At 73.7% G+C, this 18560-nt stretch carries 16 protein-coding genes; 2 read left to right on the top strand and 14 right to left on the bottom strand.

Translation table 11 applies throughout. The features are described from left to right. Nucleotides 1-2826: an ATP-binding protein gene (locus MRBLMG1_RS14665; protein ID WP_367824377.1), complete on the bottom strand. Its 2826-nt coding sequence runs from the start codon at nt 2824-2826 to the stop codon at nt 1-3. A gap of 100 nt (nt 2827-2926) precedes the next feature. Here MRBLMG1_RS14665 and MRBLMG1_RS14660 point away from each other — a divergent pair, with 100 nt between their 5' ends. Further along, a complete protein-coding gene (locus MRBLMG1_RS14660; RefSeq protein WP_367824375.1) occupies nt 2927-3547 on the top strand; it encodes a TetR/AcrR family transcriptional regulator in 621 nt (206 codons plus the stop codon). Next, nucleotides 3544-4203, top strand: coding sequence for a phosphatase PAP2 family protein (locus MRBLMG1_RS14655; protein WP_367824374.1), 660 nt, complete (start codon nt 3544-3546; stop codon nt 4201-4203). Before MRBLMG1_RS14660 ends, MRBLMG1_RS14655 begins: the two co-directional genes overlap by 4 nt. Nucleotides 4204-4215: 12 nt before the next feature. On the opposite strand, the gene MRBLMG1_RS14650 is transcribed toward MRBLMG1_RS14655, so the two are convergent. The 13 genes from MRBLMG1_RS14650 to MRBLMG1_RS14590 form a co-directional block, all read right to left on the bottom strand. Further along, nucleotides 4216-5541 carry a glutamate-1-semialdehyde 2,1-aminomutase gene (locus MRBLMG1_RS14650; RefSeq protein ID WP_367824514.1) on the bottom strand — a complete coding sequence of 442 codons (1326 nt, stop codon included), beginning with the start codon at nt 5539-5541 and terminating at the stop codon, nt 4216-4218. A gap of 64 nt (nt 5542-5605) precedes the next feature. Continuing rightward, nucleotides 5606-6157 (bottom strand): dTDP-4-dehydrorhamnose 3,5-epimerase, encoded by a 552-nt coding sequence (rfbC, locus tag MRBLMG1_RS14645; RefSeq protein ID WP_367824372.1) that lies wholly within the window; start codon nt 6155-6157, stop codon nt 5606-5608. Then, the gene (locus tag MRBLMG1_RS14640) at nt 6154-7455 is read right to left on the bottom strand and encodes a polysaccharide pyruvyl transferase family protein (protein WP_367824370.1); all 1302 of its coding nucleotides are present in this window, start codon (nt 7453-7455) and stop codon (nt 6154-6156) included. Before MRBLMG1_RS14640 ends, rfbC begins: the two co-directional genes overlap by 4 nt. Beyond that, a complete protein-coding gene (locus MRBLMG1_RS14635) occupies nt 7452-8399 on the bottom strand; it encodes a glycosyltransferase family 2 protein (protein WP_367824368.1) in 948 nt (315 codons plus the stop codon). The genes MRBLMG1_RS14640 and MRBLMG1_RS14635 overlap by 4 nt, the downstream gene beginning before the upstream one ends. Then, nucleotides 8396-9706 (bottom strand): hypothetical protein, encoded by a 1311-nt coding sequence (locus MRBLMG1_RS14630; protein ID WP_367824367.1) that lies wholly within the window; start codon nt 9704-9706, stop codon nt 8396-8398. The genes MRBLMG1_RS14635 and MRBLMG1_RS14630 overlap by 4 nt, the downstream gene beginning before the upstream one ends. A 5-nt stretch (nt 9707-9711) precedes the next feature. Beyond that, nucleotides 9712-10965, bottom strand: coding sequence for a DUF4910 domain-containing protein (locus MRBLMG1_RS14625; RefSeq protein ID WP_367824513.1), 1254 nt, complete (start codon nt 10963-10965; stop codon nt 9712-9714). A gap of 17 nt (nt 10966-10982) precedes the next feature. Then, entirely contained in the window at nt 10983-12008 is a 1026-nt protein-coding gene (locus tag MRBLMG1_RS14620; RefSeq protein ID WP_367824365.1) for an NAD-dependent epimerase/dehydratase family protein, read from the bottom strand. Between the two features lie 3 nt (nt 12009-12011). After that, complete coding sequence (locus tag MRBLMG1_RS14615; protein ID WP_367824363.1) at nt 12012-12659, bottom strand: PIG-L deacetylase family protein; 648 nt, start codon at nt 12657-12659, stop codon at nt 12012-12014. After that, nucleotides 12656-13462 (bottom strand): glucose-1-phosphate cytidylyltransferase, encoded by an 807-nt coding sequence (locus MRBLMG1_RS14610; RefSeq protein WP_367824362.1) that lies wholly within the window; start codon nt 13460-13462, stop codon nt 12656-12658. Before MRBLMG1_RS14610 ends, MRBLMG1_RS14615 begins: the two co-directional genes overlap by 4 nt. After that, on the bottom strand, nt 13459-14694 hold the full coding sequence (locus MRBLMG1_RS14605) for a class I SAM-dependent methyltransferase (RefSeq protein ID WP_367824360.1): 1236 nt from the start codon (nt 14692-14694) through the stop codon (nt 13459-13461). Before MRBLMG1_RS14605 ends, MRBLMG1_RS14610 begins: the two co-directional genes overlap by 4 nt. After that, complete coding sequence (locus MRBLMG1_RS14600; protein WP_367824358.1) at nt 14691-15902, bottom strand: glycosyltransferase; 1212 nt, start codon at nt 15900-15902, stop codon at nt 14691-14693. Before MRBLMG1_RS14600 ends, MRBLMG1_RS14605 begins: the two co-directional genes overlap by 4 nt. A 7-nt stretch (nt 15903-15909) precedes the next feature. Beyond that, complete coding sequence (locus tag MRBLMG1_RS14595) at nt 15910-17139, bottom strand: O-antigen ligase domain-containing protein (RefSeq protein WP_367824356.1); 1230 nt, start codon at nt 17137-17139, stop codon at nt 15910-15912. 1 nt (nt 17140) lies between these two features. After that, a partial coding sequence (locus MRBLMG1_RS14590) for a right-handed parallel beta-helix repeat-containing protein (protein WP_367824355.1) occupies nt 17141-18560 on the bottom strand: 1420 nt, incomplete at its 5' end.

The raw sequence follows: 18560 nt of genomic DNA, 5'->3' as shown, positions 1-18560 counted from the left end.
TCAGGCCAGGTCGAGTGCTCCCAGTGCGGCCCGTGACGTCACGCCGAGCTTCGGGTAGGCGTTGGAGAGGTGGTAGCCGACCGTGCGCGGGCTCAGGAACAGGCGTGCGCCGATGTCCCGGTTGCTGAGGCCCGTCGCCGCGAGCCGGGCCACCCGCAGTTCCTGGGCGGTCAGCCGGCCCACGAGGTCCGCGTTCGGCGGCGGGGTGGCCGGGGCGGCGCCGAGGGCCCGCAGCTCGGTGCGGGCCCGGTCCGCCCAGGCGGCCGCCGGCATGCGCTCGAACGACTCCAGGGCCGTGGTCAGGGCGTCCCGGGCGGCGGCCCGGCGTTTCGCGCGGCGCAGCCGTTCCCCGTACAGCAGCCGGGTGCGTGCCTCCTCGAACGGGCGGCCGTCTCCCTCGTGGGCGGCGAGGGCACGCTCGTAGAGCTCCTCCGCCTCCGTGCCGTCGGTGGCGAGCAGGGCGCGGCAGCGGAGTTCCACCGCCTCCGCCCACGCGGTCCCGGTGGCCTCGGCCCAGAGCGCGAAGCGCTCCGCGGCCGGCCCGGCGTCGGCGGCGCGGTCGATCCGGACGGCGGCCTCGACCTGGTCGGGCAGGCTGTGTACGGAGACCATGAGGTGCCGGTGCGGCCCGCCGGTCAGGACGGCGAAGCGCTGGAGGGCGCGTTCGTAGCGGCCGAGTCCGAGGTCGAGCAGGCCCTGCGCCCTGGTGAGCCAGATCGGGATCGGGGCGACGCCGGGGTAGGGGTGCGGCTCCTCCCCGTCCAGGGCGGCCAGGACCGCCAGGACGCCGCTGAGCATCGTGGCGAGGTGGCGCTGGCCGGTGTCGGACGCGATTTCGAGGCCTTCGACGGCCGTGGTGTAGGCGTCGCGGTGGCGGCCGAGGAACAGTCGGAGCCGCGCGAGTCGCAGGAGTACGCGGGGGAGTACGCCGACGGCGCCCTCCGTGCGGCATTCGAGCTCCAGGGCGACGGCCTCGTCGTGCACCGTGCGGTACTCGCCGAGGATCATGTCCCAGCCGTGCAGGCGTACGTGGTCGATGAGGCCGCGCTCGCGCCGGGTCCGTACGACGTACGCGGCGAACTCCCGTATGGCCGCGGCTCCGCCGGCCGGATCGCCCGTCAGTGCGTCGAGCACGCCGGCCGCGCCCCGGTGGACGGGGTGGCCGCCGAAGTCGAGGTGGGCCATCCGCGCCCGGGTGTCGTGGGCCGCGGCGACGGGGTCGGGCGCGTCCCAGGCCATGGCGGCCGACTCGAAGAGGAGCCAGGCACCCATGGCGGGGCGGTGTGCCGTGACCGCGGACGTCGCTTCGACGAGGAGCAGCCGTGCGGACTCCGCGCGGCCTTGGCGGTGTTCGAGCGCAGCCCGGACGCTGGCGAGCCGGGCGACCGCGGGTGGACTGCTGACCGGGCCCGCCTCGTCGGCGAGGGTCCCGGCGAGGTCGGCCTGTCCGGCCTCGGCCGCGGCGGCCGAGGCGGCGGCCAGCCGCAGCGACCTGGCTTCCTGGTCCTCGGTCAGCCGTGCGGCCCGCCGGTAGGCGGCGGCGACCGCGGCCCGGCCGCCCCGGGAGCGGAACAGCTCGGCGCTGCCTTCCAGTTCGGCGGCGACCTCCTCGTCGTAGCCGACGGTCGCCGCGGCCAGGTGCCAGGCCCGGCGGCCCATGTCGCCGCTTGCGGGCGCCGCTTCCGCGAGCGCGCGATGGGCCGCCGTCCGTTCGGCCAGCACCGCGCCCTGGTACGCGGCGGCCCGTACCAGCGGATGGCGGAAGACGAGCCGGCGTCCTGACACGCGCACCAGGTCCGCGGCCTCGGCCGGGCCGAGGTCTTCGGCGGCGGCGCCCACCCGTTCGCCGGCCGCCACCACCAGTGCCACGTCACCGGTGTCGTCGGCCGCGGCGACGGTGAGGAGCAGGCGGGTCGGCGCGGGCAGGGCCCGGATCCGCTCGTCGAAGATCCGCCGCACCCGCCAGGACGCGGGCAGTACGGCGATCTCCCGCGCGTCCAGGGGCTCGCTCCCGTCCCGCTGGGCCGCCGTGAGCGCACCGGCGAGCTCGACGAGGGCGAGGGGGTTGCCCTGGGCGAGCCCGATGATCCGGCTGCTGACGGCGGCGTGCAGGTCGGGTGCCCGGCCGGCGAGCAGCGCCGCCGCCTCGCTGTCGCCCAGCGGCCCGAGGTGCAGTACGGGCAGGCCCGGCGCGCCCTCGCGGGCCGCAGCGTCGTCCCGTGCGGCGAAGACCACGGCCACCCGCCCCATGCCGAGCCGGCGGGCCGTGAACAGCAGTGCGTCCAGGGTCTCCAGGTCCAGCCAGTGGGCGTCGTCGACCAGGACCACGACCGGACGTTCCTCGGCCAGCTCGTCGAGCAGGGCGAGCGTCGCGGCTCCGACCTGGAAGCGGTCGCCGGCGGGTGCGTCGTCCGCGGCGATCACCCCGCGCAGGGCGCGTAACTGACGCTCCGGCAGGTTCCCGGCCCGGTCCAGGGCGCCCCGCAGGAGCACCTGGAGGCCGGCGTACGGCAGTGCCGCCTCCGACTGGACGCCGGTGCACCGCAGCAGCCGTGCTGCGCCGGCGGTCGTCGAGGCGCACCGGTCGAGCAGTGCCGTCTTGCCGGACCCCGCTTCGCCGAGGATCATCACGGCTCCGCCGCGGCTGTTCAGGGTGTCCGCCAAGAGCCCGTCGAGGTAGGCCTGTTCGTGGTCGCGGCCGCTGAGGGCGGCGGGTGCCCGGTCGACGGCGGTTGCCCGGTCGACGGTGCCCGCCCGGTCGACGGTGCCCGCCCGGTCGACGGTGCCCGCCCGGTCGACGGTGCCTGCCCGGATCGCTGCGGTCATCGGCGCTTCCCCTTCCCCCGAACGGCACGCTGCGTGCTGATCATGGTCGCAGCGCCCGCGCACTGTCAACGGCATGGTCCGTGCCGCTAGGATCGCGCGCATGCCGAACGAACCGTCGGAGCCTCGACGCCGGGGCGCCGTACGCACCGAAGCCCTGCTCCAGGTGACGCTCGATCTGGCCGCGGAGGTCGGGTACGCGGGACTGAGCATCGAGGCCATCGCCCGGAGGGCCGAGGTCGGGAAGCACACCGTCTACCGGCGGTGGCCGACCAAGGCGGCCCTGCTCCTGGACGCGCTCCACCGGGTGTGGGCCGCCGACCTCGACTACCGCGACACCGGCGACGTGCACGCCGACCTGCGCGAGCAGTTCGTGCGGTCCGTCTCCGCCCTGGTCCGGCCGCCGATCGGTCCGGTCTACCGGGCCGTCATCGCGGAGGCGCAGTCCGACCCCGCGGCGCGGGCGACGCTGGACGAGCGGTTCCTGCGGGGTGTGGAGCGGAGCACGCTGGAGCGGATCACCCGCGCCCAGGGCACGGGGGAGCTGCGCGCGGACGTGGATCTCGCCTTCGCGGCGGAGGTGCTGTGCGGAAACCTCTACTACCGCCACCTTCTGACGGACCGTCCGGTCGACGAGGCCGCGATCGACGGGTTGTTGGACATGTTCATGGCCGCGTACGGCAGCCGGGCGCGGACCCGTCGACCGGGGGAGGTACGCGGATGACCGGCCGGACGGCGGGTGCGGAGGCGCGCGCGGCCGTGCGGGGGTGGCTCGGCGTGGCCGCGGGCTTCGCGGCGCTGGTGCTCGCCGTGCTCGCGCTCGTGTTCGCGGGAGGCAGCGGGCCCACGGCGGCGGACGTGCGGGTCTGGGAGGCGCTGGGCGAGGCGGCGGAGCCGTGGTGGGACGTCGCCCAGGCCGTCGACTTCCTGGGGGAGCCGGTGGGGGCGGTGGTGCTGGTGGCGGGGACGGTCGTGGGCTGTCTGGCGGTGCGGCGGCCTCGTGCGGCGGTGCTCGTGGTGGCTGCCGTCGGAGTGAGCGTGGCGGTGGCGAGGGTGCTCAAGTCCGTGGTGGGGCGGACGATCCACGGAGCCGAGAACCTGTCGTTCCCGAGCGGACACACCGCCTTCCTCACCGCGTTCGTCCTCGCGGTGGTCCTCGTGGCGACCGGCACGCTCGGCCTGGGGAGGGCGGCGGGCGCGGCACTCGTGGTCGCCGCGGGGGTGGTCGCCGGCGGTGTGATGGGGTGGGCGCAGGTCGTCGTGGGCGCGCACTACCCGACCGACGTGGTGGGCGGCTGGTGCACCGCGATGGCGGTGGTGCCGGTGACCGCCCGGTTGGTCGACCGGGCGGCGGACGCCGGTCGGGGCGCGCGGAGTTGACGACGGCGCGGGTCAGGCGCGGCGGCGGAAGACGGGCTTGACCGGCCGGCCGGCGAGCCAGGGGGTGGGGTCGCCGGCGTCGAGGGCCTTGCGGTAGACGGCGCAGGCCTGGGCGACGACGTCGACGGTGAGGTCGATGTCGGTGTCGGTGAGGGCGCTGCTGACGACGAACGACGGGGCCAGGACGCCGCCGGTCAGGAGGTGGCGGAGGAAGAGCGTGCGGTACTCCTGCGAGGGCTGCCCGCGGTCGTCGAGGGTGGCGAAGACCAGGTTGCTGGCGCGGCCGCGGACGACGAGGTGGTCGGCGACGCCCGCCGCGGCGGCGGCCTCGCGGACGCCGGCGGCGAGGCGGGTGCCGAGGGCGTGGAGCCGGGCGGTGACGTCCTCCTCGGTGTAGGTGGTCTGGACGGCCATGGCGGCGGCGAGGGAGTGGGTCTCCGCGCCGTGGGTGGTGGACAGCAGGAAGACCCGGTCGGCGGAGTGCCGGAGGCCGCCCAGCTCCATGAGGTCGCGGCGGCCGGCGAGGGCGGAGACGGCGAAGCCGTTGCCCAGGGCCTTGCCGAAGGTGGAGAGGTCGGGGGTGACGCCGTAGAGGCCCTGGGCGCCGGCCTCGGACCAGCGGAAGCCGGTGATCATCTCGTCGAAGACGAGGACGCAGCCGTGGCGGTCGGCCAGGTCGCGGAGGCCGGCCAGGTAGCCGGCCGGGGGCTCGGTGTGGGTGGCGGGTTCGAGGATGAGGCAGGCGATCTCGCCCGGGTGGCGGGTGAGGAGCTCCTCCGTGGCGGCCAGGTCCCCGTACGGGAAGGTCACGGTGAGGTCGTCGGTCGCCGACGGGATGCCGGCGGACATCGGGGTGGTGCCGATGAACCAGTCGTCGGTGGAGAAGAACGGGTGGTCGGCGCAGAGGGCGACGCGGGTGCGGCCGGTGGCGGCGCGGGCCAGGCGGACCGCGGCGGTGGTGGCGTCGGAGCCGTTCTTCGCGAACTTCACCATCTCGGCGGTGGGCACCGTGGCCAGGAAGCGCTCGGCCGCCTCGACCTCCAGGATGGAGGGGCGGACGAAGTTGCCGCCGCGGTCGAGTTCCCGGCGCACCGCCTCGGTCACGCGGGGGTGGGCGTGGCCCAGGCTGACGGAGCGCAGGCCGGAGCCGTACTCGACGTAGCGGTTGCCGTCGACGTCCCACACGTGGGCGCCTTGGCCGTGGCTGATGACCGGGGCCAGGTTCTCGGGGTACTGGTCGTCGCCCTTGGCGTACGTGTGCGCGCCTCCGGGGATCAGGGTGTGGAGCCGCTCGTTCGCCCTCCGCGACCGGGGGAGGGGGAGTTCTTCCGTCGTCACTTCGGTGCCCTCGCTCTGTGCGGTGTCCGCGGTGCCCGCGGTGCCTTCGGTGTGCACGCCTGCCTCAACTCCCGATCAACTTCAGGGCGTCGGCGAGGCTCGGGGCCTCGCGGTCCCGCTGGGACACCGACGTGGCGGGCAGGGGCCAGGGGATGGCGAGCTCGGGGTCGTCGAAGGCGATGGTCACGTCCTCGGACGGGTCGTGCGGGCGGTCGATGCGGTACGACACGTCCGTGGTCTCGGTGAGCGCCTGGAAGCCGTGGGCGCAGCCCGCCGGGATGTAGAGCGTCGCCTGGGTGTCGTCGGACAGCTCGAAGTGGGCCTGGCCGAGGTAGGTCGGCGAGTCCGGGCGCAGGTCCACGACGACGTCGAAGATCTTCCCGTACGAGCAGCGCACCAGCTTGGCCTCGCCGGCGCCGGAGCGCAGGTGGAGGCCGCGCAGGACTCCCCGGACGGAGCGGGACAGGCTGTCCTGGACGAAGGCGTCCGGGTCGAGGCCCACGGAGCGGACCACGTCGGCGTCGAAGGTGCGGCAGAAGAAGCCGCGTTCGTCGGCGTACGGGGTCGGCTCGAAGAGGTACGCGCCGGCGATGGCCTGGACTTCGGTCGCTTTCATGGAGCCTTCCGCGAGGTGGGGACGTGGGTGGGGACGTGGGCGGGGACGCGGGTGGCGGCGGCCGTCGGGAACAGGGCCGCCGTCAGGGTGGTGAAGAAGCGGTCGAGTTGCCGGGCGGCGGCCTCGTTCCGCTCGGCGAGGGTCCGCCGCAGCTCGGCCGAGTGCTTCTCCAGCACGCGGAACTGTGCGAGGAGACGGTCGGCGTCGACCTCGCGCGCCGGGTGGCAGTAGGCGCCCAGGCCCATCTGGGTCATGAGGGCGTCGCTCTTCGCCGCGTAGCTGAGGGCGAGGGTCGGAGTGCCGGCCTTCAGCGCGCAGACCAGGTTGTGGTACCGGGTCGCCACGACGGTGTCGGCGGCCGCCGTCTCCTTCGTCAGGTCGGCCAGCGAGGCCGCGTCGGAGGCGGTGACCAGCGGTGAGTCCACCGCGGCGAGGATCGCGGCGACCACCGTCGCGTCGCACTCGTCGCCGGTGAGCAGCCGGACCGTCCTGCCCTCCTCGGCCAGGGCGCGGACGAAGCGGGTGGTGCCGTCGAGGTAGCGCCGGTGGATCTCCTCGGCTCGGGCCCGGTCGTCGTTGCCGCCGTGGAAGTCCATGACGCCGACGCAGACCGGTCCTTGCGGGCCGGTGGGCTCAAGGGGGGTGCCTCCCTCGCCGGGCGGATCCGAGAGCTCGGGGGGCGGGGGTGCCGGCAGGGCGAACGCGAGGTCCGGATGGACCTCGTCGCGGGTGGTGTCGACACCCATCGCGCGCATCGCGTCGCGGGACAGGGTGTCGCGGTACGACCGGTAGGCGGCGAGCCGCGCCGACCAGCGGACCAGGGCCCGGGTCGGCCGGTCGTTGATCGCGGCCGCCCCGACGCCGACCAGCGCGACCGGAGTGCCGGACAGCCGGCCGGCCGCGCACAGCAGGAACAGGGAGTAGGGGAAGCCCCAGGGCCGGAGCGGCAGCGTGGCCTCCAGGACGCCCATGCCGGGGACGATCACCACGTCGTGCCGGCGGACCCAGGCGGCGGTGCGGGCGACGTCGACGAGCTTGCCCAGGCCCTTGGACACGATCGCGCCGGCGCGTGACGCCGTCCGGTACTCCCCGCGGTTCCAGTGCAGCCGTGTCGCGGGGATCCCGTACCGCGCGGTGACGACCTCGGGGCCGCCGCACAGCGCGTCCACGACCGCGTCGGGGTGCTCGGTGGCGAGGTAGCCGAGGACGGCCTCCAGCGATCCGTCGTTGCCGAGGTTGCCCGAGCCGAGCAGGCCGAACAGGCCGACGCGCACGGGGGTTTCGCGCGCCGGCGTCACGTCCGCCTCCCCTCGCGGCCGGCGACGAGGTCGTCGACGGACACGGAGAGCCGGCTCGGGTCCACCGGGGCGCGGTCCTCGACGCGCTCGCCGGCGCCCGGCCGGGCCCGGCTGGTCATCCAGGAGGCCAGGTGGCGGTAGCAGGCGCGCCGGTCGGCCGCGGACAGCGGAGCCCGCCGGATGGCCGAGACGAAGCCCAGGACGTACTCGGCGAGGAGGCGGGGCGTCGGGTGCAGCGGGCCCGCCCGGCGGGGGTCCAGGTTGACGCAGCGGGAGCGCTTGGAGGGGTTGGCCCGCTCGGCGCGGGTGGGGTGGTCGCGGCGGAAGTACAGCAGTTCCGGCACCTGGTGGAAGGGCCCGTTCAGGCCGATCTCGGCGACGAACGTGCGGTCCGCGTGGTGGTAGCTGTCGTGCGGCCTCACCCGGCGCAGCACGTCGGCCCGCATCACCCCGTAGAAGTCGTCGCCGCCGGGCTCGAACAGCATGCTGCGGAACCGCTCCGGCGCGTGCGGGGAGGCGGTCGCGAGCCCGTACTCGTACGGGACCTTCACCTGGCCCTTCTCGTCGATGACCGCCTGGTCGGCGTGGGCGAGGATCACGTCCGGCCGCTCGTCCAGCGCCTCCACGCAGCGCCGCAGCAGGTCACGGGCGTACAGGTCGTCGTGCGAGGCCCACTTGAACAGCTCGCCGTGGCATTGGGTGAACACGTAGTTGTGGTTCGGCGCGGCGCCGATGTTCCTCGGCAGCCGGATGTACCGGACGCGCGAGTCGAGCGCCGCGTACGTGCGGCAGATCTCCTGGGTCCCGTCGGTCGAGGCGTTGTCGGAGACGACCAGCTCGAAGTCCTCGTAGGTCTGGCCGAGCAGGGCGTCGAACGATTCGGCGAGGTACTCCTCGCCGTTGTACACGGGCAGGCCGATGCTCAACCGGGGATGGGCGGTCATGACGTCCTCACTTCGGGGATCGGTTCTTGGTGGTGCTCCCGCAAGGCGGAGCGCAGCTGCAGCCACCACACGGCCGAGCTGCCGACGGTCGCCGCGGCGACGCCCCAGGCCGAGCCGGCCGTGCCGGCGACCACGGCTCCGCCGAGCCCGCCGGCGACGTAGCAGGCGGAGGCGAACATCTGGCAGCGCAGGCTGCGCCGGGCCGCGCCGAGCGCCCGCAGCCCGGACGCCGCGCCGGTGCCGAGGCTGGCACCGGCGACGCCGAGCGTGGCCGGCACGATCAGCTGCGAGGCGGAGTGCCAGACCCCGCCGAGGACGAACTCGCCGAGGCGGTCCGGCACGAGCAGCAGCGCCGCGCCCCAGAGCAGCGCGGCGGCGGCCTGCCCGCCGCCGAGGAGGAGGCAGAACCGGCCGAGCCGGTCGGGTGCCCGCCGCAGCACCCGTGCCGCCTCCGCGACGGTGACCAGCGACAGCCCCATCAGCACGGCGAGGAACGGCCCGAGCAGCAGCTCGGCGCCGCGGACCGTGCCCACCGCGCCGACCCCGACGATCGCGCCGAGCCCGTACGCCCGCAGCTGGCTCGCGCCGCTGAGGCCGACGTTCTCGACGAGGTACCGGTAGCCGAGGTCGCGCTGTTCGCGGAGCCACCCGCGCGCTCCGGTCGGCGAGGGCCGGATGCCGGACTGGAAGCAGCCGTAGACCGCGGCCACGGCCGCGGACGCGCCCCAGGCGAGCACGAAGGCGGCCACGCTGCCCACGTGAGCCGCCACCACCATGGCCGGGACGAGCACGACGCCCCACACGACGTCGTTGACGAACGCCTTCCGCCCGGCGCCCGCGGCGAAGAACGCGAACCGCCAGGCGTCCTGCAGCAACAGCGCCGGCAGCACGACGCCGAGGACGGCGAACGCGGCGCCCACGCCGCCGCCGAGGACCAGGCCGACCACGGCGCACACCGCGCCGAGGACGGCGCCGACGCCCAGCGCGGTACCCGACGAGCGGGCCGCCGCCCCGCGCCAGGACGCCTCCGGCACGCCGCTGAAGCGCACCACGAGCGGGTCGGTGGCAAGCCCGCGGGAGACGTTGAGCACCACGCCGTAGGTCACCCACGCCAGGCTGAACGCGCCGAACGCGGCCGGCCCCAGCGAGCGGGCCACGTAGATGCCCACCGCGAAGTTGGTCATGCTGGAGGCCGCCTGGTCGGCGAGCCCCCAGGACAGCCGGCCGACCATGGCCCGCTTGGCGGTCCGCCCGGCCCGTTCGGCCGGGGCCTCCGGGGCCGCCGTCTGTTCACCCTCGGTGGTCACCCTCCTCATGCCTTGATCAGTCCGGCGCCGTGCAGGGCGTCCGCCGCGGCGGCGACGGTGTCGAACGGCAGCCCGGACCGCTCGGCGACGTCGAGCAGACCGTGCTCGCCGTCGGAGAGGCTGAGCACCCACAGCATGGCCATCTGGGCCTGCTTGGTGTCGCTGCGGCCACCGAGCGCGTCGTACAACCCGCGCCGGCCCAACTGCGGTTCGCCGTACGGGCTGAGGTTGACGTACCGCCGGTTGCGGTCGAGGACGCCGAACGCCTCGCGGCAGACGGCGAGCGTGTCCGCCAGCGCCTCCGGGGAGACGAAGTCCGGGTTGTCCGCCGAGGTGTGGTACTCGGGGTAGCCCGCGTACGGGGTCCGGCTGAGCGAGCCCACGCCCAGGTCGAACCCGGGCGAGCAGTACTGCCGCTCGTCGTAGCCGTACGGCGTGAACTCGTTGATCTGGTGCGGGCGTTCGGACGCGGCCAGCACGTACCGCATCACCCGGTCGATCTCCGCGTCACCGCGCCTGCTCTGCTTGTACGTCAGGTCGCCCGGGTCGCCCGCGCAGGCCAGCACGAGACCGTGCTTGACCTGCTCGATCCGCTCCGCGTTCCGGGCCAGCCAGGTGATCGCCCCGATGGTGCCGGGCGCGAAGACGAACCGGTAGGTGTAGTACGGCGTCCGCTCCGCCAGCGCCCGGGCCAGGAACACCGCCACCGCGACGCCGGCCATGTTGTCGTTGGCCAGCGCCGGGTGGCAGACGTGGCAGGACACGATCACCTCGTCGGTGACCTGGCCGGGGACCACGTGCTCGGCGTAGGTGAGGTGCCCGTCGGCGAGCGTGGAGTCCACGCACACCTCGTAGTCGCCGTCCGGCAGCGCGTCCAGGGTGTCCTGGGCCAGGCAGAACCCCCAGTCCGGCTTGTAGTAGCTGGTGCGGTACGGCACCCAGGACGGCTGGTCGGGCAGGGTGTGCAGGTGCCCGCGCAGCTCGGCGAGCGGCATGGTCGCCGACACCGGCACGCTGTAGCCGAGCACGTGCAGGCTGGACGCGGCGAAGTCGACGACCCGGTTGCCGGCCGGGTCGGCGACGTACGCGTCGCGGATGTTCCACTCCTGCGGCACCGTCCAGTCGAGCACCTGGGTTCCGGTCGGCACCTCGTGCACCTGCAGCGGGATGTACTCGTCGACGATCTCCAGGGTGGCGCGCACCCCGTCGCCGGTGATGCTCCGGCACAGCGGGTAGAGCCGCTCCACCAGTTCGTGCATCCGTGCGCCGAGCTCGGTCACCCGCGCCGCCGCAGGGTGTCGTCGACGGTGCCGGCCTCGGACGCCGCGCGCAGCACGGCCAGCCGGGTGAAGCGCCGCTCGAAGGCCTCGGCGGTGAGCCCGTGCTCCCGGTAGGCGTCGGCGAGTTCGAGCGCGCCCCGCTCTACCGTCCACGCGCAGTCGAAGCCGGGGATCGCCGCGCGGAACCGGGAGAAGTCCACCCGGTACGACCGGGGGTCGGCGCCGTTCTCGCCGGTGATCCGCACCTTCGAGCCGGCCACCGCCTCGGCGACCCGCTCGGCGATCTCGGCGACCGTGACGTTGTTGACCTCGCTGCCGATGTTGAACGCCCGGTCGTGCACGGCCTCGCGGGGCGCGGTCAGCGCGGCCGTGAAGGCCTGGGCGATGTCGGCGGCGTGCACGAGCGGCCGCCAGGGGGTGCCGTCGGAGAGGACGAGGACCTCGCCGGACAGCAGGGCGTGGCCCACCAGGTTGTTCAGCACGATGTCGGCGCGCAGCCGGGGGGAGTAGCCGAACGCGGTGGCGTTGCGCATGTACACCGGGCTGAATTCGCCGTCGGCCAGCGCGTGCAGGTCGTCCTCCACCCGCACCTTGGACTCCGCGTACGGCGTCACCGGGCGCAGCGGGGCGTCCTCGCCGACCAGGTCGTCGCCGCCGGCGGCGCCGTAGACCGAGCACGTCGACGCGTACAGGAAGCGGCCCACTCCGGCGTCGCGGGCCAGCTCGGCGAGCCGTACGGAGGCGTGGTGGTTGATGTCGTAGGTGAGCTCCGGCGCCAGCGACCCCAGCGGGTCGTTGGACAGCGCGGCCAGGTGGATCACGGCGTCCACCCCGGCCACGTGCTCGGCCGTGACGTCACGCAGGTCCACCCGGTGACCCTGCGGGTCCGCGGGCGTCGGGCCGAGGACGCAGTCGGCGAACAGGCCGGAGTCGAGTCCGACGACCTCGTGTCCGGCGGCCGTGAGGACGGGGGCCATCACGGTGCCCAGGTAGCCCTGGTGTCCGGTGAGCAGTACGCGCAAGGTTCATTCCCCCAGGTCGAGAGTGAGTTTGGTGACGGCGAAGGCCTCGGCGTAGCGCGCGTGGCATTCGATGCCGCGGATCCGGGCGAGGCCGAGGAAGGCCTCGCGGTCGTACCAGGGACGGTGCCGCTGCGAGGCGTAGTGCTCCTGCAGCAGCCGCACCTTCCGTTCGGCGACCTCCGGCGAGAGCGGCTGGTACGCGGTGGGACGGCCGAGGTCGCCGTCCCACTTGACGATCTCGTAGCCGAGCACGAGGTGGTCGCGGAACGAGGTGGGGATCAGCTTCGCCAGGCCGCGGTGGTCCTGGTGCGCGTCCTCGGTGCGCGGGGCCAGGACGAGGTCGGGATCGGTCCGCTCGCGCAGTTCCTCGACGGCGTTCTTGGCCTCCTCCCAGTGCGCCGGAAGCCGGCCGTCCGGCAGCTTGAGCACGGTCAGCCGCAGGTCGGCGCCCGGACAGAAGGCGGCGAGCGCGGCCCGCTCCTCGTCCTCGCGCTCGCCGCCGCCGCCCGACAGCACCAGCGCGTCGACCCGGAGGCCGGGCCGCGCGAGGCACAGCGTGAGCAGCGTGCCGCCGGCGCCGATGGCGATGTCGTCGCAGTGGGCGCCCACCGCGACGATCCGGTCCAGGGACCCGGCCCCGAGCCGGATCACGCCCGCGCTCCGGCGTCCGCCGCCGCGCCGTCCCGCTCCCACACGGCCCACGGGCGGTCGCCCACGGCGTAGGCGGCGTCGAGCGCGGCCCGCTCCTTCACCGTGTCGGTCGGCTTCCAGAAGCCGCGGTGCTGGTGCGCGACGAGACGGCCTTCCTTGGCGAGGCCGGCACAGCCGTCGGCGACCAGGTCGCCGTTCTCCGGTATGTGGTCGAAGACCTCCTGGCGGAGTACGAAGTAGCCGCCGTTCTCCCACAGCGGCAGGTCGCTCACCGCCGTGATGCCCCCGACCAGGCCGTCCTCGCCCAGGTCCACGCAGTGGAACGAGGACTGCGGCGGCACCACCATCATCGACGCGCCCGCGTCGCGCCGGGAGAACCGGTCGATCATCTCGTCCAGCGGGGCGTCGGTGAGCACGTCGGCGTAGTTGGCGAGGAACATCTCGTCGCCGTCCAGGTGGTGGCGCACCCGGCGCAGCCGCTCGCCGATCGGCGACTCCATGCCGGTCTGCGCGAACGTGATCGTCCAGTCCGATATGTCGGTGGACAGCAGCTCGGTCTTCCCGCCCCGGAGCACGAAGTCGTTGGACGTCGTCTCCTCGTAGTTGAGGAAGAAGTTCTTGATGTGGTCCGCGCCGTAGCCGAGGCACAGGATGAACTCCCGGTGCCCGAAGTGCGCGTAGTAGCGCATCACGTGCCAGATCAGCGGTCGCGGGCCGACCATCGCCATCGGCTTGGGCACGTCGTCGGAGGCTCCGCTGCGCATCCGCATGCCGTAGCCGCCGCAGAACAGGACGACCTTCATGACGTCACCTCGACAATGCTCAGTTCCGGGATGGGGAAGACGAGCCGGCCGCCCCACTCGTGCACGAAGGACAGCTGCTCGGTCAGCTCGGCCCGCAGGTTCCACGGGAGGACGAGGACGTAGTCCGGCTTGTCCGCGGCGATCCGCTCGGGCGGCAGGATCGGGATGCGGGTGCCGGGCGTGAACCTGCCGTGCTTGTACGGGTTGCGGTCGACCGTGTACGCGAGCAGGTCGGGCCGGATGCCGCAGTGGTTGAGCAGGGTGTTGCCCTTGCCGGGGGCGCCGTAGCCGACGACCGTCTCGCCGCGCTCGGCCGCCTCGATGAGGAACCGCAGCAGGTCCCGGCGCACCTTGGCCACCCGGGCGGAGAACTCGGCGTAGCCGGAGAGCTCCTGCAGCCCCGCGGCCTTCTCCCGGTCGAGGACGTCGGCCACGCGGGCGGACGGCTCGCCGGCCACCTCGGAGGGCCGGGCCCACAGCCGGATGGAGCCGCCGTGCGTGGGCAGCAACTCGACGTCCACGAGCGTCAGTCCGCCGCTCGCGAGGGCCCGGATCGCGGACGCCACCGTGTAGTACTGGAAGTGCTCGTGGTAGATCGTGTCGTACTGGTTCTCCTCGATGAGGGTCAGCAGGTGCTGCACCTCGATGGAGACCCAGCCGTCGTCGGCGACCAGGGCGCGCAGCCCCTGGGTGAACCCGACGACGTCGGGGATGTGCGCGTACACGTTGTTCGCCACGACCAGGTTCGCCGGGCCGTGCTCCGCGCGGACGGCCGCACCGGTCTCCGGGCTCAGGAACTCCGTGAGCGTGGGCACGCCCTTGTCCCGCGCCGTCGCGCCGACGTTCACCGACGGCTCGACGCCGAGGCAGCGGATCCCCCGGTCCACCACGTGCCGCAGCAGGTACCCGTCGTTGCTCGCGACCTCCACCACGAAGGCGTCGGCGCCGAGACCGAGGCGCTCCACGGCGCCGTCGACGAAGGTGCGCGCGTGCTCCACCCAGGACGTCGAGAACGAGGAGAAGTACGCGTACTCCTCGAACGTCTCCTCCGGCGTGATCAGCGGGGGGATCTGCGCCAGCCAGCAGTCGGTGCAGACCCGCAGGTGCAGCGGGTACGCGGGTTCGGGCCGGTCCAGTGCGTCCGCGGCGAGAAAGCTCTCGCACGGTGGCGTCGCCCCGAGATCGACGACGCTCGCCAGCGTCGCCGAGCCGCAGAGTCGGCATCGTGTCATTTACTGCCCCCCATTGGTTCCGACCGCTCCGCGATCGCGGAGCGGTACTCCTCCACCAGGCGCTCCAGCCCGACGGCCGGGCTGAAGTCCCGTTCGTATCGGCGCCGGGCCGCCTGCCCCATCTCCCGGTTGCCGGCCGGCTCCGCCGTGACGCGGCGCAGGCACGACGCCAGCGAGGCGGCCTCGCCCGGCCGGTGCAGCAGCCCGGTCACCCCGTCCTCGACGAGTTCGGTGAACGCGCCGTGACCGGCGGCCACGGCCGGCACCCCCGCCGCCATCGCCTCCGCGACCACCAGGCCGAACGTCTCCAGGGACATCGACGGGGCCACCACGGCGACCGACCGCGCGACGGCCTCCCGGCACTGGGCCGGGTCGTACAGCCCGACGTACCGGACGTCGTCCCGGCCCGCCGCCCACGCCGTCACGTCCCGCTCCAGCGGCCCCGCGCCGGCGATCACCAGCGGCACGCCGACACCACCGTCGGCCGCGACCTCGTCCCACGCGGCCATGAGCAGCCGCACGCCCTTGGTCTCCGCGAGCCGGCCCAGGAAGAGCACGTGCTCGCCGTCGCCCGTCCGGAGCGTGCCCGGGTCGGGCACGAAGTTGTGCTTCACGACCAGCCGCTCGGGCGGCATTCCGGACCGGACGAGGATGTCGCGCTGCGCCGAGGAGATGCAGAGGAACCGCTCCACGCCGGACCACCACCGCCGCCGGTTGACCGACAGGCTGACCGCGAGCGGAACCGTCGCGAGGCGGGAGTTCCGGTAGCAGCCGTGCCGCACCGCGGGCAGCGAGGTCGGCGAGCCGACGCAGTCGGTGCACGGCCGGCCGTCCCGGTGCAGCGTGCCCGGCGGGCAGATCTGGGTGTAGTTGTGCAGCGTGGCGACGACGGGCACGCCGACGTCGGCGCACGCGGCGAGCACCGCCGGCGACAGCAGCGGGAACACGTTGTGGACGTGCACGACGTCCGGCCGGTCGCCGCGGAGCCGGGCGGCGAGTTCGGTGCGGACCGCCGGGTTCCACGGCACGAGGAGCGGCACCGCGGCCTTGGAGAGGAGGGAGCGGGCGGCGATGGTGTCGCTGCGCCGCTCGAACAACTCGACACGGTGGCCGGCCGCGCGCAGCAGCCCCACCTCTTCGTCGACGACTCGGTTCTCCCCGCTCGGCTGCGCCGAGGAGTAGCGGTTGTGCACTACGAGGACATGCATGCTCAGGTCACCTCCGGGCCCATCTCGGGATGCGTCGTTGCGGAACGTCGGCCGCCGGTACGGGCGTCGCGGGTGTCGCCGCGGCGGGTGCCACGAGCAGCGAGGCGGCCAGGGTCAGGTGCAGCAGATAGGCGGAGGCGTCGCCGAGGCCGACCTCGGTGTACGACGAGATCGCGCAGTAGCTGATCAGGAAGATCGCGCAGGCCCTCGACAGGGACGGCGGCCGGAGCAGCGCGACGCCGCCCAGCACGATGATCATCGCGGCCACGATGGTGACGCCGACCAGGCCCTGCTCGTGGTAGACGGCCAGCCAGCTGTTGTCGATCGGCAGCCCGCCGAACGACTTGTCGCCCAGGCCCGTGCCGAGCAGCTTCTCCCCGGTCGTCCGGGGCGCGTCAAGCAGGGCGTCCCAGACCTTGGCGCGGCCGGTGAGGTTGGCGAAGTTCTCCTGGCTCTGCCCGCGCAGGAACCACGCCTGGAGCGCCGAGCTGAACACGACCGCCGCCACCGTGGCGCACAGCACCGCCCAGGCGAAGAAGCGGCGGGCGGCGGCGCTGGTCAGCACGAGCGAGCCGATGGCCAGGACGAGGCCGATGAGCAGGCCGAGGGTGGCCGTCCGGGTGTGGGTCATCGCGAGCAGGACGAGGGCCGGCACGATGACCACCGCGGCGTTGGCCCCGCTGGTCCTGCGGCCGAGCACGAGCAGCACCGTGAGCCCGATGATCACCGCGGCGTACTGGCCGATCTGCGGCGGGGTCAGCGGCCACAGCGCGCCGACGAGCCGGCCGCCGTAGTACTCGGGCATGGCCGTGCCCGGTGAGGCGACCAGACCGGCGGCCACGAGCACGAGCACCGCGAAGTACAGCCGGATGTGATGGCGGACGAACGTCAGGCCGCCGTCCCACCAGCGGCTGAGCAGCCACAGCGTGGCGACGAAGAGGGCCAGCCGGGTGCAGCGGAACAGCGCGCCGAACCCGGTCTCCAGATGCACGCTGGAGATCATGCTCACCGCCGTGAGGAGGCTGAGCAGGAACACGAACGCGCTGGGCCGGACGCGCAGCCGCAGGTTGACGAGGAGCGCCAGCGCGAACGCGGCGACCAGCGCGCCCATGGTGGCCATCTGGATGAGGGAGCGGGGCAGCGTGAAGATGGTCTTCGCCCCCGCGGAGCCCAGCGTGTTGAGGACGAGGAGTCCCCAGACCGTCGCGACGAGCTTCGCCGTGTGGTCGGTGTTCATCTCACCCCCCGTCCCGTGCGCGAAGGGTGCTGCCGGCGTCCTGCCGGTACGGCGCGCCCTGCCACTGCCGGAAGCCGAGGACCCGGCCCGCGTCGTGGGCGACGAACGTCCACGGCCCGACGTAGACGTTGTCGTACCAGCGGTTGTGCTGCTCGCCGGTGATCGCCCGGGCCACCCGGTCGCCCAGGTACGGCGACCAGTCGGGAGACGTGCCCTCGTTGGACAGCACCGCCATCCGGTCGCACAGCTTCTCGCAGTCGACGACGGACTTGTCGAGGACGAAGCGGTTGTCGTGGACGTCGACGCGCTGGGTCCTCCACCGGCAGTCGGCGTACAGCGGCGCGGTGGCGATGGCCGGCCGCGCGCAGCGCTTCGTGTCCTTCACCAGCAGCGTGCAGTATCCGGTGGACGTGTTGGCCGGGCTGTTGCAGAACCGGTCGGCGTTCTCCCACAGGGTGATCCCGGACCAGTTGTCCTCCAGCACGTTCCGGTGGATCTCGATCCTGTCCGTACGGGCCGGGACCCGCGGCTCGCCGCCCGCCTCGGACACGTAGACCGTGCCGTACGGGAAGTCGTCGCCGTCGTCGGCGGCCGTGCGTCCCTCGACCCAGTTGTTCCGCCGGATCGTGTTGTTCGTGATCACCGCGTTGTAGCTGGTCTCGTAGATCAGGGCGGCACCGTCGTTGGCCTCCAGGACGTTGTCCTCGATGCGGAAGTCGTTGTTGTTGTTGTCCGCCCACAGCCCGGCCCCGCGGTTGTCGTGCACCCAGTTCCCGCGGATGTCGGCGCCGTCGACGGCCCAGAACTTGATGCCCCCGCTGCAGCCGCAGCCCGGCTGCCGCCGCTCCCAGTCGTCGGTGTTGTTGCCCGTGATCTCGTTGCCCTCGACCACCAGGCCCTTGATGGAGTCGCCGGCCTTGTACGCGTTCATCGCGTACTGCCCGTTGCCGCGCAGGCAGCTGGCGCGGACCCGCTGGCGGGCGCCGGCCATCAGCCCGGCGCCGGAGTTGTTCTGGATCGTCGTGTGCTCGATCACCCACCCGTCGGCCGAGTCGTGGTTGACCACGCCCTCGTCGTGCGGCGCGACGAAACCCTGCACGGTCAGATGGCTGAGGGTGACGTCGCGGGCCGTGCCGCCGAACGCGTACTGGTTGGTCCGCCCGCCGTCGAGCACCGCGCCCGGCGCGCCGAGATAGCGGTTCCCCTCCTTCGGGACGACCTGGTCGTACGGACCCGGTTCGAGCCGGTGCCTGCCCGGCCGCAGCCAGAACGTGGTGCGCGGGGGACTGTCCTCGGTCTTGGCGGCCAGGTCGCCGACGACCGACGGGTCGACCGCCACCGCGCCCGCCGGCGCCGTCGCCGGCCCGGACGCGCGCGCGGCGCACACCCGGGCCACCGGCGTGGACGGCGCGGCCGTCGGC

Source organism: Streptomyces sp. LMG1-1-1.1 (assembly GCF_040815545.1).
Taxonomy (GTDB): Bacteria; Actinomycetota; Actinomycetes; order Streptomycetales; family Streptomycetaceae; genus Streptomyces.
This window is presented reverse-complemented; position numbering and strand designations above follow the sequence as displayed.